Annotated in this window: 10 protein-coding genes; 5 read left to right on the forward strand and 5 right to left on the reverse strand. The window is 68.5% G+C overall.

The genetic code is table 11. The features are described from left to right. The first annotated feature begins 34 nt into the window (after positions 1-34). Positions 35-3,922, forward strand: coding sequence for an ATP-dependent RNA helicase HrpA (gene hrpA / locus QM806_RS28600; protein ID WP_169693209.1), 3,888 nt, complete (start codon positions 35-37; stop codon positions 3,920-3,922). 38 nt (positions 3,923-3,960) lie between these two features. Here the strand turns inward: hrpA and nrdR are convergent, their stop codons facing one another. Both nrdR and QM806_RS28610 read right to left on the reverse strand, forming a co-directional pair. Next, positions 3,961-4,425, reverse strand: a complete 465-nt coding sequence (gene nrdR, locus QM806_RS28605; RefSeq protein ID WP_005567362.1) for a transcriptional regulator NrdR — start codon at positions 4,423-4,425, stop codon at positions 3,961-3,963. A 180-nt stretch (positions 4,426-4,605) separates the two neighbouring features. Then, positions 4,606-5,103, reverse strand: a complete 498-nt coding sequence (locus QM806_RS28610; RefSeq protein ID WP_005567361.1) for a LysM peptidoglycan-binding domain-containing protein — start codon at positions 5,101-5,103, stop codon at positions 4,606-4,608. Between the two features lie 276 nt (positions 5,104-5,379). Here QM806_RS28610 and lexA point away from each other — a divergent pair, with 276 nt between their 5' ends. After that, positions 5,380-6,111 (forward strand): transcriptional repressor LexA, encoded by a 732-nt coding sequence (lexA, locus tag QM806_RS28615; RefSeq protein ID WP_005567360.1) that lies wholly within the window; start codon positions 5,380-5,382, stop codon positions 6,109-6,111. Between the two features lie 79 nt (positions 6,112-6,190). On the opposite strand, the gene QM806_RS28620 is transcribed toward lexA, so the two are convergent. The 3 genes from QM806_RS28620 to ptsP all read right to left on the reverse strand — a co-directional run bounded on the left by QM806_RS28620 (position 6,191) and on the right by ptsP (position 10,513). After that, positions 6,191-7,333, reverse strand: a complete 1,143-nt coding sequence (locus tag QM806_RS28620; protein ID WP_005567358.1) for an acyl-CoA dehydrogenase family protein — start codon at positions 7,331-7,333, stop codon at positions 6,191-6,193. A 111-nt stretch (positions 7,334-7,444) separates the two neighbouring features. Next, positions 7,445-8,686 (reverse strand): uracil-xanthine permease family protein, encoded by a 1,242-nt coding sequence (locus QM806_RS28625; protein WP_005261127.1) that lies wholly within the window; start codon positions 8,684-8,686, stop codon positions 7,445-7,447. A 156-nt stretch (positions 8,687-8,842) separates the two neighbouring features. Continuing rightward, the gene (gene ptsP / locus QM806_RS28630; protein WP_054248817.1) at positions 8,843-10,513 is read right to left on the reverse strand and encodes a phosphoenolpyruvate--protein phosphotransferase; all 1,671 of its coding nucleotides are present in this window, start codon (positions 10,511-10,513) and stop codon (positions 8,843-8,845) included. A gap of 197 nt (positions 10,514-10,710) precedes the next feature. On the opposite strand from ptsP, the gene QM806_RS28635 reads away from it, so the two are divergent. The 3 genes from QM806_RS28635 to QM806_RS28645 are packed head-to-tail and all read left to right on the forward strand — an operon-like array spanning position 10,711 to position 14,580. Further along, positions 10,711-11,478: a DeoR/GlpR family DNA-binding transcription regulator gene (locus QM806_RS28635; protein WP_005261129.1), complete on the forward strand. Its 768-nt coding sequence runs from the start codon at positions 10,711-10,713 to the stop codon at positions 11,476-11,478. Next, entirely contained in the window at positions 11,475-12,455 is a 981-nt protein-coding gene (gene pfkB / locus QM806_RS28640) for a 1-phosphofructokinase (protein WP_120659231.1), read from the forward strand. The genes QM806_RS28635 and pfkB overlap by 4 nt, the downstream gene beginning before the upstream one ends. A gap of 16 nt (positions 12,456-12,471) precedes the next feature. Then, positions 12,472-14,580 (forward strand): PTS fructose transporter subunit IIABC, encoded by a 2,109-nt coding sequence (locus tag QM806_RS28645; RefSeq protein ID WP_120659232.1) that lies wholly within the window; start codon positions 12,472-12,474, stop codon positions 14,578-14,580. The last annotated feature ends 43 nt before the right edge of the window (positions 14,581-14,623 follow it).

Here is a 14,623-nt window from a genome sequence, read left to right on the forward strand (position 1 = left end):
GGCGATCCACCGGTTGGCTAGGCTGGGGTCCAGCATGTCCACCACAGCACCCAGCCGGCGGGACCTGAAGAACAGCCTCGGCGAACTCACACTGCGCGACGAACACCGGCTCCGCCGGCGACTCGACCGTGCGCGCACACCCGACGCACTCGCATCCCTGTCCGACGAGATCGCCGCCGCCCGCGGACGCATCACACGAAGACTCGACAGCGTCCCCGTCATCGACTTCCCCGACACGCTGCCGGTCAGCCAGCGCCGCGACGACATCGCGAAGGCGATCTCCGAGAACCAGGTCGTCATCGTCGCCGGCGAGACGGGATCCGGCAAGACGACGCAGATCCCGAAGATCTGCCTCGAACTCGGCCGCGGCGTCCGCGGCCTCATCGGACACACCCAGCCCCGCCGTCTCGCGGCGCGGACCGTCGCCGAACGGATCGCGGAGGAACTCCGTAGCGAACTCGGTGAGACCGTCGGCTACACCGTGCGATTCACCGACCAGGTGTCGGACGGCACGCTGGTGAAACTGATGACCGACGGAATCCTGCTCGCCGAGATCCAACGCGATCGGATGCTGCGCCGGTACGACACGCTGATCGTCGACGAGGCCCACGAACGCAGCCTCAACATCGACTTCATCCTCGGGTACCTGCGACAGCTACTCCCCCGCCGGCCCGATCTGAAAGTGATCATCACGTCGGCCACGATCGATCCGGAGCGCTTCGCGCAGCACTTCGCCACCGACGGGGTGCCCGCCCCGATCGTCGAGGTGTCCGGGCGCACATTCCCCGTCGAGATGCGGTACCGCCCACTCACGGTGGAAGTGGGCGACCAGACGTTCGACCGCGACCCCGTCGACGCGGTGTGCGAGGCGGTCGAGGAGCTCTCCGGCGAGGGCGACGGCGACATCCTGGTCTTCCTCTCCGGCGAACGGGAGATCCGCGACACCGCCGACGCGCTCCGAGACCGCAGAACGCGCGGCACAGAGATCGTGCCCCTCTACGCCCGGCTGTCGGCGGCGGAACAGCACAAGGTGTTCACGCCCCACACCGGGCGGAGGGTGGTGCTGTCGACGAACGTCGCGGAAACGTCGCTCACCGTGCCCGGCATCCGGTACGTCGTGGACCCGGGAACCGCCCGCATCTCCCGCTACTCGGTGCGCACCAAGGTGCAGCGCCTGCCCATCGAACCGATCTCGCAGGCGTCCGCCCGCCAGCGTTCCGGGCGTTGCGGCCGTGTGGCCGAAGGCATCTGCATCCGCCTCTACTCGGAAGAGGACTTCGAGGCGCGGCCCGCGTTCACCGAACCGGAGATCCTGCGCACCAACCTCGCGTCTGTCATCCTGCAGATGACGGCGCTCGGCCTCGGCGACATCGCCGCGTTCCCGTTCGTCCAGCCGCCCGACCCCCGGGCGGTCCGCGACGGCATCGGCCTGCTCGAGGAACTCGGGGCCATCGAACGGAAAGCCCAGAACGAGCAGCCCGTCCTCACCGCGGTCGGACGCGAACTCGCGCAGATCCCCGTCGATCCGCGCATGGCCCGGATGCTCGTCGAGGCGCACCGGAACGGCTGCCTGTCCGAGGTGCTGGTCATCGTCTCCGCCCTCTCGATCCAGGACGTGCGGGAACGTCCCGCCGAATTCCAGCAGGCAGCGGACGAGAAGCACGCCCGGTTCACTGTGGAGAACTCCGACTTCCTCGCCTTCCTCGAACTGTGGAAGTACCTGCGCGAGCAGCGGAACGAGTTGTCGTCCAACCAGTTCCGGAAGATGTGCCGAAACGAATTCCTGCACTGGCTGCGCATCCGCGAATGGCAGGACCTGCACGGTCAGCTCCGTCAGATCACCCGTGGGCTGGGCTGGGACACCACCGACACCCCGGCCGGTGAGGCGGCGATCCACCAGTCCCTGCTCGCGGGGCTGCTGTCGCACATCGGGCTCCGCGAGGGTGACAAACGAGACTTCCTCGGGGCCCGCGGAAGCCGATTCGCGGTCTTCCCCGGCTCGAGCCTGTTCAAGAAGCCCCCGCGATGGGTCATGGCCGCCGAGCTGGTCGAGACGTCCCGGCTGTGGGCACGGATGTCGGCCGGAATCGAACCCGAGTGGGCCGAGAAGCTGGCGCCGCACCTCGTGAAACGCACCTACTCCGAACCGCACTGGTCGTCGAAACGCGGCGCCGCCATGGCCTACGAACGCGTCACGTTGTACGGCATCCCGCTCGTCGCCCGGCGTGCCGTCACCTACAGCACCATCGACCCCGAAACGTCCCGCGACCTGTTCATCCGCCACGCCCTGGTGCAGGGCGAATGGCAGACGCAGCACAAGTTCTTCCACGCCAACCGCGCACTCCTCGAAGACGTCGAAGAACTCGAACATCGCGCCCGCAGGCGCGACATCCTCGTGGACGACGACACCCTCTACGACTTCTACGATCAGCGCGTCGGCCCGGAAGCGGTCTCGGCCCGGCATTTCGACTCCTGGTGGAAGGTCGCCCGCCGCAAGAATCCCGACCTGCTCACGTTCACCCAGGCGACGGTCGTCAACGCCGAATCGGCCGCAGTACTCGGCGGTGAATACCCCGACGCCTGGCGTCAGGGCGACATGCAGTTCCCCCTCACCTACCAGTTCGAGCCCGGGACCGAGGACGACGGCGTCACCGCCCGCATCCCGATCGCGCTACTGGCGGGCCTGCGCCCGGTCGGCTTCGACTGGCTGGTCCCCGGCATGCGCGTCGAACTGGTCACCGCCCTGATCAAGACGCTCCCGAAGACCCTTCGCCGACAGGTGGTTCCGGCACCGGACTTCGCGGCCGCCGCGCTGGCCGCCGTGAAGCCCCGCTCCGAACCTCTCACCACGGCGATGGCACGCGAACTGTCGCGGCTCGGAGCCTGTCGCATCGATCCCAAAGACTTCGACGTCACCGCACTCCCCGACCATCTGCGCATGACGTTCGCTGCCGTGGACGAGAAGGGTGCCGTCCTCGGCCGGGACAAGGACCTCGTGTCGCTGCGCAAGTCGCTCGCTCCCCGCGTCCAGGTGGAAGTGGCGAAGGCGGCCTCGAACTCGGAGCGGCCGCCCGCACTCACGTGGACCCCCGCCACCCTCGGTTCGCTCGAGGCCACCGTGACCCGCGAACTCGGCGGCCAGAAGGTCACCGGCTACCCCGCCCTGGTCCCGGAGGGTGACGGTGTCGCCGTCCGCGTGCTCAGCACCGCCGCGGCGCAACGAGCCGCGATGCGCGCCGGAACGCGCAGGCTGCTCCTCGCTGCCGTTCCCACCCAGGCGAAGACGGTCACGTCCGGCCTGAGCAACGCACAGAGACTGGCGCTCGGGCAGAACCCCGACGGCAGCCTCGACGCCCTGATCGACAACTGCCGCAACGCCGCCGCGAACCAATTGATCGCCGCACACGGCGCGCCGGTGCGCACACCGCAGGAATTCGACGCCCTCGTGGCGACGGCGCGCGCGGAGATGGCCCGGAACGTGGCGGTGCTCCTACGACTGGTGTCGCCCGTGCTCGAAGCGGACCACCGGCTCGCCGTCGTGCTGGAACGCGCCACCGGTGAAGCCGCCGACGACGTGCGGGAACAACGGCAGTCGCTGCTGTTTCCCGGATTCGTCGCCGACATCGGTACCACTCGCCTCCGCGAACTCCCCCGCTACCTCGCCGCCGCGGCGGCACGTCTCGAAGCCCTTCCGGGGAGCGCACCGCGCGACCAGAAGGGGATGGACGTTCTCGACCGGGTGTACGCCGGATACGAACGCATGCTCGCGGGCCTGCCGGAAGAACGACAGCACTCACCCGAGGTCGATGCGATTCACTGGATGATCGAGGAGTTGCGCGTCAGCCTGTTCGCTCAAACACTCGGGACACCGATCCCGGTCTCGGAGAAACGCGTGCTCAGTGCTATGGAGAAGGTGCGCTGACGCGCAAGGCCATGGAGAAGGTGCGCTGACGCGCAGGCTCAGGCCTCGTCTCGGGATTCGCGGTGTTCGCGTAGCTCTTTGATCTCGCGGGCGAAGTCCTCGGCGGAGCTGAAAGACCGGTACACCGACGCGAAGCGCAGGTACGCCACCTCGTCGAGATCACGAAGCGGACCGAGAATGGCGAGGCCGACCTCGTTGCTCGGAATCTCCGCCGAGCCCGACGCCCGGACCGCGTCCTCGACCTGCTGGGCAAGAAGATTCAGTGCGTCGTTGTCTACCTGCCGGCCCTGGCAGGCGCGGCGCACACCCCGCACCACCTTCTCCCGGCTGAACGGTTCGGTGACACCACTGCGCTTGACCACCGACAACACGGCGGTCTCGACGGTGGTGAATCGGCGACCACACTCGGGGCACGAACGTCGGCGACGGATGGCCTGTCCTTCGTCGGCTTCTCGCGAATCGACCACACGTGAATCGGGGTGCCGGCAGAACGGGCAGTGCATGGCGATTCCTTCGTTGTAGCCGTCGTGGCCGCAACTGTTCGCCTCCCCCGATGGCGAACCGACGAAAACGGATTCACGCAGCGGATGCACGATCTCGACGCGACCACACGAAGTGGTGGGACTGACAGCATCCGAGACTACTCGGCCGCCCGATGGGACAGACATGCAGAGCCACCCCCGTCACCGGGTAGAGGACGACGGGACGATCAGACTCTGGCCCGGGTGGAGCGCCGAATTGGACATGGCGTTCAGCTCCATGATCCGCTCGACCACCTGCGCCACCGGCAATTCCGGGGAGATCCGGGCCGCGAGCGCTGCCAGGCTCTCCCCCTGCTGCACCTGCACGACCTCCGTGGCCGCCGAGTTACTCACACCGTCGGTGGTGGCCAGCTGAGCCACCCCGACGAGCCCGCACAGCACACCCGCCGTGATCACGACACTCGCGAGCACCATCCGCCAGCCGACGTCGTTCGCCCCGCGCGCGTGATCGGCACGGGAGACACCGGTGTGGGTGGGCCGGTACGCGACGGCACCGGACGAGGGACGCCGCAGCTCGCCGTCGGTGCGCCGGCGGCGCGGCTCGGTCCGGTACGACCGTGCGGCGCCGGAACGGATGACACCCCGTTCGAGGGCCTGCCGGTTCAGCACTGCCTGCCGATGGAGAACTGCGTTGCTCATCGGTACCTCCGCTGCTCGTATCCGTTGTCAGATCCGTTGTCGTATCCGCTACCGACCCGGTCGGCGTCCGATCGCTCCGGGTGTTCGATCACGCGTTCGAAAGAACACATGTTCGATTTCTACCACGACCCTCCGACAATGTCTCTACTTCTCGCGACACGTGTCGAACAGATGTTTGAAACTCCGAGGAAAGCGGGATAGATTCGTGTCACGCGGCACAGCAGTCACATGCGACCCATACCGAGAAGATCCACATACAGACGGAGGCACCTCGCCATGAAGGACGACAGCTCGACCGACGGTTCGACTCCACGTGTGAGCGGTGGCTCCGCCGCCGGGTTGACCGACCGGCAGCGCCGTGTCCTCGAGGTGATTCGCACGTCCGTGAACGAGCGCGGATATCCGCCGAGCATCCGCGAGATCGGCGACGCCGTGGGGCTCACCTCCACGTCGTCCGTCGCTCATCAGCTGCGCACGCTGGAGCGGAAGGGCTTCCTCCGCCGGGATCCCAATCGTCCGCGCGCCGTGGACGTGCGCGGCCTCGACGAGGTGGCGGCGGGAGCCGCCGCGAACGCGAGCGCCGCCGTCGGGTTGGCCGCGGTCAAGTCCGGCGCCGACGGCGCACCCCTGCCGGAACCCACGTTCGTCCCGGTCCTCGGCCGGATCGCGGCCGGTGGCCCGATCCTCGCCGAGGAAGCAGTGGAGGACGTCTTCCCGCTTCCCCGCGAACTGGTGGGCCAGGGCTCGCTGTTCCTGCTCAAGGTCGTCGGCGAATCGATGATCGATGCCGCGATCTGCGACGGCGACTGGGTGGTGGTCCGTCAGCAGAACGTGGCGGAGAACGGAGACATCGTGGCAGCGATGATCGACGGCGAAGCCACCGTCAAGACGTTCAAGCGCACCGAGAACGAGGTGTGGCTGATGCCGCACAATCCGCTGTTCGATCCGATCCCCGGCAACGACGCGGTCGTTCTGGGCAAGGTCGTCACGGTCATGCGCAAGATCTAGTCCCGGCACGAGGAGGGCCCCACGGCGATCGCCGTGGGGCCCTCCTCGCATCCACCCCGGATACGCAGGCCGTGCCTCGTCAGAGATTGAGGCCGCGACCGATGATTTCCTTCATGATCTCGGTGGTACCGCCGTAGATGGTCTGGACACGAGAATCCATGTACGCCTTGGCGATCGGGTACTCCTTCATGTATCCGTAGCCGCCGTGCAGCTGCAGGCACCGGTCGATCAGCCGGACCTGCGCCTCGGTGGTCCACCACTTGGCCATCGCCGCTTCCTGCACCGACAACTTCTCGTCGTTGAGCAGTTCGATGAACTTGTCGACGAGGACTCGGACGGCCGTTGCCTCGGTGGCGAGTTCGGCGAGCACGAAACGGGTGTTCTGGAAGCTGCCGATCGACTTGCCGAAAGCCTTCCGGTCGCGGCAGTACTGGATCGTCATGTCCAGTGCCGATTCCATTGCGGCCGCGGCCACCACGGCGATCGACAGCCGCTCCTGGGGAAGGTTCTTCATCAGGTAGAGGAAGCCCATCCCCTCCTCGCCGAGGAGGTTGGCGGCGGGAACGCGGACATCGGTGAAGCTGAGTTCCGCGGTGTCCTGCGCCTTCATACCGATCTTGTCGAGGTTGCGGCCGCGTTCGAAGCCCGGCATGTCCCGTTCGACGACCAGGAGGCTGAATCCCTGCGCCCCCTTGTCGGGATCGGTACACGCGACGACGATTACGAGGTCGGCGTTGATGCCGTTCGTGATGAAGGTCTTCGAACCGTTGAGGACCCAGTCGTCGCCGTCGCGCACGGCGCGGGTCTTGATGCCCTGCAGGTCGCTGCCGGTGCCCGGCTCGGTCATCGCGATGGCTGTGATCAGTTCACCCGACGCGAAGCCGGGCAGCCAGCGCTGCTTCTGCTCCTCGTTGCTCAGTTCGAGCAGGTAGGGCGCGACGACGTCGTTGTGCAGGGTGAAGCCGATGCCGCTGTACCCGCCCCGGGTGGTCTCCTCGGTGACGATCGCGTTGTACCGGAAGTCGCGCACGCCGCCGCCACCGAATTCCTCCGGCACGGCCATGCCGAGGAAGCCCTGCTTGCCGGCCTCGACCCACAGGCTGCGGTCGACGATGTTCTGCTCTTCCCACGTGGCGTGGTTCGGCTCGGCGTGCTGTGCGAGAAACTTGCGGTACGACTCCCGGAACAGTTCGTGCTCCGGTTCGAACAGGGTGCGCTCCACGCCGACTCCTCGTATCAACTATCTGGGTACGTCTCGTTCGACGGTAGAGGCGAGGAACTACGTGGTGAATGACCCAGGTGATCGGGATTCGTGACCCATCCGGTCACGGTCTCAGGGCTTGCGGAACCGCGCGAGCGAGCGCATCACCGGGTAGGCGACGAGGATGCCCACCGAACCCCACGCGATGCCACCGAGTTCCACGGATCCGATCGTCAGCGTCAGGTCGCCGATGCCGGCGACGAGCGCCGCGGCGACCACGGTGAGGTTCACGGGGTCGGTGAAATCCACCTCGGCGTCCATCCAGATGCGCACACCGAGGACACCGATCAGTCCGTACAGCACGAGGGTGGCGCCGCCGATGACACCGTTCGGCACGGTGAACACGAGGGCACCGAACTTCGGTGAGAACGCGAGGACCACGGCGGTGGCGGCCGCGACCCAGTAGGCGGCGGTGGAATAGACCCGCGTCGCGGCCATGACTCCGATGTTCTCGGCGTACGTGGTGGTCCCGGAGCCGCCCCCGAATCCGGCGAGGGTGGTGGCCAGTCCGTCCGCGACGAGGGCGTCACCGGCGACGTCGTCGAGCGACCGACCCGTCATGGCCGACACCGCCTTGACGTGGCCGACGTTCTCGGCGATCAGGACGATGACCACCGGCAGGGTCAGCGCGATCACGGACCATTCGAACGTCGGCCCCCGTAATTCGGGCACACCGAACCAGGCCGCCTCCCGCAGCGCTGTGACCCGCTCCTCGGCGAGCCCGCCGATCACGGCGGCGAACACCCAGCCGACGACGACACCGACGAGGATTCCGAGACGGCCCAGCAGTCCCGGACCGAGCACTGTCACGAGCAGGATCGCCAGCAGGGTCACCCCGGCGATCAGCGGTTGCGATTCGAACGAATCCACCGCGGTGGGTGCGAGATTGAGCCCGATCAGGGCGACCACGGCGCCGGTGACGACGGGTGGCATGACGGCGTCGATGACCCGCGATCCGGCCAGCTTCACCGCGATGCCCACCACGAGCAGCAACAGACCCGCGGCGGCGACGCCGCCGAGTTGCGCGGCGGGACCCGAACTCTGCGACGCCGTCAGCGGCGCGATGAACGCGAACGACGAACCGAGATAGCTGGGGATGCGGCCGCGGGTGATGATCAGGAACAGGGCCGTACCGATACCCGAGAACAGCAGTGTCGTAGTGACCGGAAACCCGGTGATGGTCGGCACCAGGAGGGTGGCGCCGAACATCGCGATGACGTGCTGCATCCCGATTCCGACCGTGCGCGGCCAGGTGAGGCGCTCGCCGGGAGCGACCACCTCACCCTCACCGATCCGCCTGCCGTCGCCGTGCATCGTCCACCCGAACGCCCGCGTGGGGGTGGACGGGCCGGCAGAGCCGCCGGCCGGACCGTCGGGGGCGTCGGTTTCTCTTTTCGTCACAGTTCGCCAATAGTAGGCACGATCTGGGAGTTTCGCGTCTTCGGGACCGGATCCCGCGGCAAACCGGGACTACGCGCCCAGCACCCGTACCGCCGCGGTCCGCGCCTCCGCCGGATCACTCGTGGCGAGCACGTCCTCGGCGGCACGACGGCAGTCGTCCAGCGAGACCGATCCCACCTTCGCCCCGACACCGGACACGGCGGCACCGGCGCAGGACAGCGACGTGACCCCGAGTCCGATCAGCACGCAGGCGAGTAGCGGGTCGGCGGCCGCCTCGCCGCAGACGCCGACCGGTTTGCCCGCCGCGATGCCCGCCTCGGCCGTGCGGGCGACGAGCGCGAGGACCGCCGGTTGCCAGGGATCGGTGAGCGATGCCAGGTCGGAGGACATCCGGTCGGCGGCCATCGTGTACTGCGCGAGGTCGTTCGTGCCGATGGACAGGAAGTCGACGTGGCGCAGGAGGCGGTCGGCCAGAAGCGCGGCGGCCGGTACCTCGACCATCACGCCGGGCACGAGTCCGCGGGCGCGGACCTCCGCCGCGAAGGATTCGGCCTCGGCGGGAGTCGAGATCATCGGCGCCATCACCCACGGCTGCGACTGTGTCTGCTTCGCCGCGGCGGCGACGGCGTCGAGTTGCCTGCTGAGGATTCCCGGGTTCTGTTCGGCGATCCGGATTCCGCGGACCCCGAGCGCCGGGTTCGCCTCTTCTGCGTGGTTGGCGAAGCGCAGCGGCTTGTCCGATCCCGCGTCGAGGGTCCGGATCACCACCTTCCGGCCGGCGAACGCGTCGAGCACCTCTCCGTAGATCTCGGCCTGCTCGTCGACACCGGGCTCGGAATCGCGGTCCAGGAAGCACAACTCGGTGCGGAACAGTCCGACGCCCTCGGCGGCGGTCGTGGCCGCCGAGCGCGCACCGGCCCCGTCCTGGACGTTGGCCAGAATCGACACGGAATGCCCGTCGCTCGTGCGGCCGGGTCCTTCCCACGACTGGATGCGGATCCGTTCGGCGCGGCCGTGTTCCACGGCGGCACGGGCCTCCACGGGGTCCGGTTCGACCACGAGTTCGCCCGCCGACCCGTCGAGGAGGACGGGGGTGCCCGCGACGACGGATTCGAGGTCACGCACCGCGACCACACACGGTATGCCCAGCTGCCGCGAGATGATCGCGGTGTGGCTCGTCGGGCCGCCGAGGACGGTCACGAGTCCGACGATCAATTCGGGATCGAGACCGGCGGTGTCGGCGGGCGCGAGGTCCTGGGCACACAGGATCGACGGTGTCGTGGGCACGGGGATGCCGGGTTCGGGCAGGCCGAGGAGTTCGGACACGACACGGTCCCGGATGTCGCGCAGGTCGGTCACCCGTTCGGCCATCAGCCCGCCCATCTTGGTGAACAGGGTGGCGAACTGCTCGGTGGCTTCGGCCGCCGCTTCCTCGGCCGGGGCTCCACCGGCGATCAGCTTCTGCGCGGCACCGAGCCAGCCGCGGTCGGCAGCCATCGCCGCGTTCGCCTGCAGCACCTCTGCCGCGGCCCCGGAGACGCTCGCCGCGCGGTCGCGGAGTCGCCCTGACACGACGGCGGCCGCTTCCTCGAAGCGGACCTTCTCCGCGTCCCGCGACGCCTCGTCGATCCGGGCCGATCCGGGTGCGACCTCCGGCCGCGGAGCCGGCCAGATCACCGGCGCGTAGGCAATGCCGGGTACCACCGGCGTACCTCGCACGATTTCACGGTCTTCGGTCATCGGGTCCTCCTGGCCGGCTCGTTCTGTCTTCACACAGTCGGAAATGCGAATCGACTATGTGACGGAGATTACTCTCAACTCTTGACATGTCAACACACTCGGGCGTAAAACAACATGACACAACATTTCGTGTGATGCAGACCATAACGGATCACATCACCGAACACTTCACCGACGAGAACAGGAACGGGGTCACGGTGTATCCGGAAGAACGCCAGCAAGCGGTCACCACGCTGATCTCGCAGCGCGGACGCATGTCGGTCGCGGACCTCTCCGACACGTTCGGCGTCACCACCGAGACCGTGCGCCGTGACCTCGCTCTTCTCGAGCGTCTCGGCCACGTCCGCCGCGTGCACGGCGGCGCGGTGCCTGCGGGGTCCCTCACCGTCACCGAGCCCGGCATGACGGAGCGCGATCACACCCGCGCCGAGCAGAAGGACCGGATCGCCAAGCGCGCCGCCGCCTACCTGCCTCCGTCCGGTGGCAGCGTGCTGTTCGACGCGGGAACCACGACGGGGCGCATCATCCCGGAACTCCCGTCCGATCTGGACCTCACCGTGATCACCAACTCCGTGCCGATCGCAGCCCGGCTCGCGGGACTCAATTCGGTGACGCTCCACATGCTGGGCGGCCGGGTGCGCGGCATCACGCAGGCCGCCGTCGGCGAGGAGGCGCTGCGCATCCTCGACGTCCTCCGCGTCGACGTCGCGTTCATCGGCACCAACGCGCTCAGCGTCGGCCACGGCCTGTCCACCCCGGACACCGAGGAGGCCGCGGTCAAGCGCGCGATGGTCCGGTGCGCCAACCACGTCGTCGTGGTCGCCGACTCGTCGAAGGTCGGGAGGGAACACCTCGTGAGCTTCGCCCCCATCCACAGCGTCGACATCCTCGTCACCGACGCCGACATCAGTTCCGCAGACCGAGCCCACTTCCACGACCAGGGAATCGAGGTGGTGATCGCATGATCGTCACGCTGACCGCCAATCCGAGCATCGACCGCACCGTCAACCTGGTGGGACGCCTCGAACGAGGAACCGTTCTGCGCGCGGCCGCCACCCACAGCGACCCGGGAGGCAAGGGCGTCAACGTCGCCCGCGCGCTCACGTCGGCCGGTGTCGCCGCTGTCGCGGTACTCCCGGGCAACGAGGGTGATCCCCTGCTCACCGCCCTGTCCGAGCACGGGATCGAGCACGTGACCGTGGCGACGTCCGGTCCGGCGCGCACCAACATCACCATCACCGAACCCGACGGCACCACCACCAAGGTCAACGAACCCGGCGTCGTCATGTCGGCCGAGTCCCTCGCCGATCTGCAGTCGGAGATCATCGAACGCGGGTCCCGGGCCGAGTGGGTCGTGCTGTCCGGTTCCCTTCCCCCGGGCATTCCCACCGACTGGTACGCCACGCTCGTCGAGGCACTCCGCTCGGCACCATGCCGAGTCGCCGTCGACACGTCGGACGCCCCGCTGCTCGCGCTCGCGGAACGGTTCCCCGCGGCCGCCCCCGACCTCGTGAAACCGAACAGCGAGGAACTCGCTCAGCTCACCGGCGCCGACGGGCAGTTGCTCGAGGAGTCCGCGCTGCGCGGGGACCCGACGGCCACCGCCCATGCCGGCAGGCAACTCGTGGACCGCGGGGTCGAAGCCGTCCTCGCCACGCTCGGTGCCGCGGGTGCGGTTCTCGTGACGGAGGCCGGCGCCTGGTGGGCCACGCCACCACCGATCGTTGCCCGCAGCACCGTCGGCGCCGGCGACTCGTCGCTGGCTGGCTACCTGGCAGCGCAGATGTCCGGCGCGACCCCCGCGGACTGCCTCCGATCCGCCGTCGCCTACGGCAGCGCGGCGGCAGCCCTTCCCGGCACCACCCTGCCGACCCCCGAACACGTCGACATCGACGCCGTCACTGTCACCGCCCTCATCTCCCCCGCCCCCGATCCGGCCTGAACCAGAAGGAAACACCATGTCTCACTCGACACCCGACCGCGATTCGGGGCCGCAGATCATCAGCGAAGATCTGATCTCCCTGGACACCGACCTCGGAGCCTCCAAGGAGGACGTGATCTCCGCGCTCTCCCGGCGTCTGGCCGACGCCGGTCGCGCCACCGAAGCGGACGCTCTCCGCGACGCCGCACTGGCGCGTGAATCACAATCGGCGACGGGACTTCCCGGTGGGATCGCGATCCCCCACTGCCGTTCCGAAGCCGTTGTGGCGGCGTCCCTCGGATTCGCCCGGCTCGCCCCGAAGGTCGACTTCGGTGCCCCCGACGGACCTGCAGATCTCGTGTTCCTCATCGCCGCGCCCGAAGGTGCGGGCGCGGAGCACATGAAGCTGCTCTCCTCGCTCGCGCGGGCGCTGGTGCGCCCCGCCTTCGTCGGAGCGCTCCGTGATGCGAAGTCCCCCGCCGAGATCGTCACCCTGGTGAACGACGTCCTGGCACCCGCACCCGCACCCGCCGCCACACCGGCGGCCGCGGCCCCCGCAGCAGCCGCAGCACCCGCGGCGGCCGCCGCGGCCCCGGCCCCGGCTCCGACGCCCGAACCGGTCGCCCCGGAGAAGGAACCCGAGCCCGAAGAGGGACCGAAGCACATCGTCGCGGTCACGGCCTGCCCGACCGGCATCGCCCACACGTACATGGCCGCCGACTCCCTCGTCGCCGCCGGCGAACGCGCAGGCGTCGTCGTCCACGTGGAGACTCAGGGTTCGAGCGGAAGCACACCGCTGGCACCGGGAGTGATCGCGGGCGCATCCGCCGTCATCTTCGCCACCGATGTCGGGGTGAAGGGCAAGGAACGCTTCGCAGGCAAGCCGGTGGTGGCGTCGGGCGTCAAGCGCGCCATCAACGAGCCCGACACCATGATCACCGAGGCACTGCGCGCGGGCATGAACCCGTCCGCGGCCACCGTGGACGCGGGTAGCGCCGGCAGCGCGGCGGACGAGCCGGCCGGATCGATCGGCTGGGGCACCCACCTGCGCCAGGTGCTGCTCACCGGTGTCAGTTACATGATCCCGTTCGTCGCCGCCGGCGGTCTGCTGATCGCCCTCGGCTTCCTGCTCGGCGGGTACGAGATCTCCGGTCCCGCGGAGGACATCGTCCTCAGCAACTCCCTCGGCCAACTCCCCGAGGGTGGCCTGGCGACGTACCTGGGCGCGGTGCTGTTCCAACTGGGTTCGCTGGCGTTCAGCTTCCTCGTACCCGCTCTGGCCGGTTACATCGCCTTCGCCATCGCCGACCGGCCCGGTCTGGCGCCGGGCTTCACCGCGGGCGCCGTGGCTGTCTTCGTCGGCGCCGGATTCATCGGAGGCCTCGTCGGTGGTCTGATCGCCGGCGTGGTCGCGCTGTGGATCAGCCGGATCCCGGTTCCCCAGTGGTTGCGCGGCCTGATGCCGGTGGTGATCATCCCGCTGTTCGCGACGCTGATCGTCGGCGCACTCATGTTCCTGGTCCTGGGCCGTCCGCTCGCCTCGATCACGTCGGGACTGACGAACTGGCTCAACGGTCTGTCCGGCAGCTCCGTCATCTTCCTCGGCATCATCCTCGGCCTGATGATGTGCTTCGACCTCGGTGGCCCGGTGAACAAGGCCGCCTACGCGTTCGCGGTGGCCGGCCTCAACGTCAACGATCCCGCCTCGCTGCGGATCATGGCGGCCGTGATGGCTGCGGGCATGGTCCCGCCGCTGGCGATGGCTCTCGCGTCGACCGTCCTGCGTCCCAGCCTGTTCAGCGAGGCGGAACGCGAAAACGGCAAGGCGGCCTGGCTTCTCGGCTCGGCGTTCATCTCCGAAGGTGCCATTCCGTTCGCCGCCGCCGACCCGCTGCGCGTCATTCCCTCGATGATGGCCGGCGGCGCCGTCACCGGCGCCCTGATCATGGCGTTCAACGTCACCCTCAGCGCACCGCACGGCGGAATCTTCGTCTTCTTCGCCATCGGCAACCTGCTGTGGTTCCTGGTGGCGCTGGCCGCCGGTGTCGTCGTCGCCGCACTGTGCGTCGTCGCCGCCAAGGAATTCATCAAGCCCGGCGCGTCCGACGCCGAACTCGACCCCGACGTTGCGACAGTCGCAGCGTAAGAGAAACAGATCGACCCGCTCGTCCCGCACCACCCCCCACCGA

It is taken from the genome of Rhodococcus sp. IEGM 1351 (assembly GCF_030056875.1).
Lineage (GTDB): Bacteria > Actinomycetota > Actinomycetes > Mycobacteriales > Mycobacteriaceae > Rhodococcus_F > Rhodococcus_F opacus.

Bases quoted from the DNA above. Each gene is read 5' to 3' on its own strand.
- hrpA (WP_169693209.1), top strand. From the start codon at position 35: ATGTCCACCACAGCACCCAGCCGGCGGGACCTGAAGAACAGCCTCGGC.
- nrdR (WP_005567362.1), bottom strand. From the start codon at position 4,425: ATGCACTGCCCGTTCTGCCGGCACCCCGATTCACGTGTGGTCGATTCG.
- QM806_RS28610 (WP_005567361.1), bottom strand. From the start codon at position 5,103: ATGAGCAACGCAGTTCTCCATCGGCAGGCAGTGCTGAACCGGCAGGCC.
- lexA (WP_005567360.1), top strand. From the start codon at position 5,380: ATGAAGGACGACAGCTCGACCGACGGTTCGACTCCACGTGTGAGCGGT.
- QM806_RS28625 (WP_005261127.1), bottom strand. From the start codon at position 8,686: ATGCACGGCGACGGCAGGCGGATCGGTGAGGGTGAGGTGGTCGCTCCC.
- ptsP (WP_054248817.1), bottom strand. From the start codon at position 10,513: ATGACCGAAGACCGTGAAATCGTGCGAGGTACGCCGGTGGTACCCGGC.
- pfkB (WP_120659231.1), top strand. From the start codon at position 11,475: ATGATCGTCACGCTGACCGCCAATCCGAGCATCGACCGCACCGTCAAC.
- QM806_RS28645 (WP_120659232.1), top strand. From the start codon at position 12,472: ATGTCTCACTCGACACCCGACCGCGATTCGGGGCCGCAGATCATCAGC.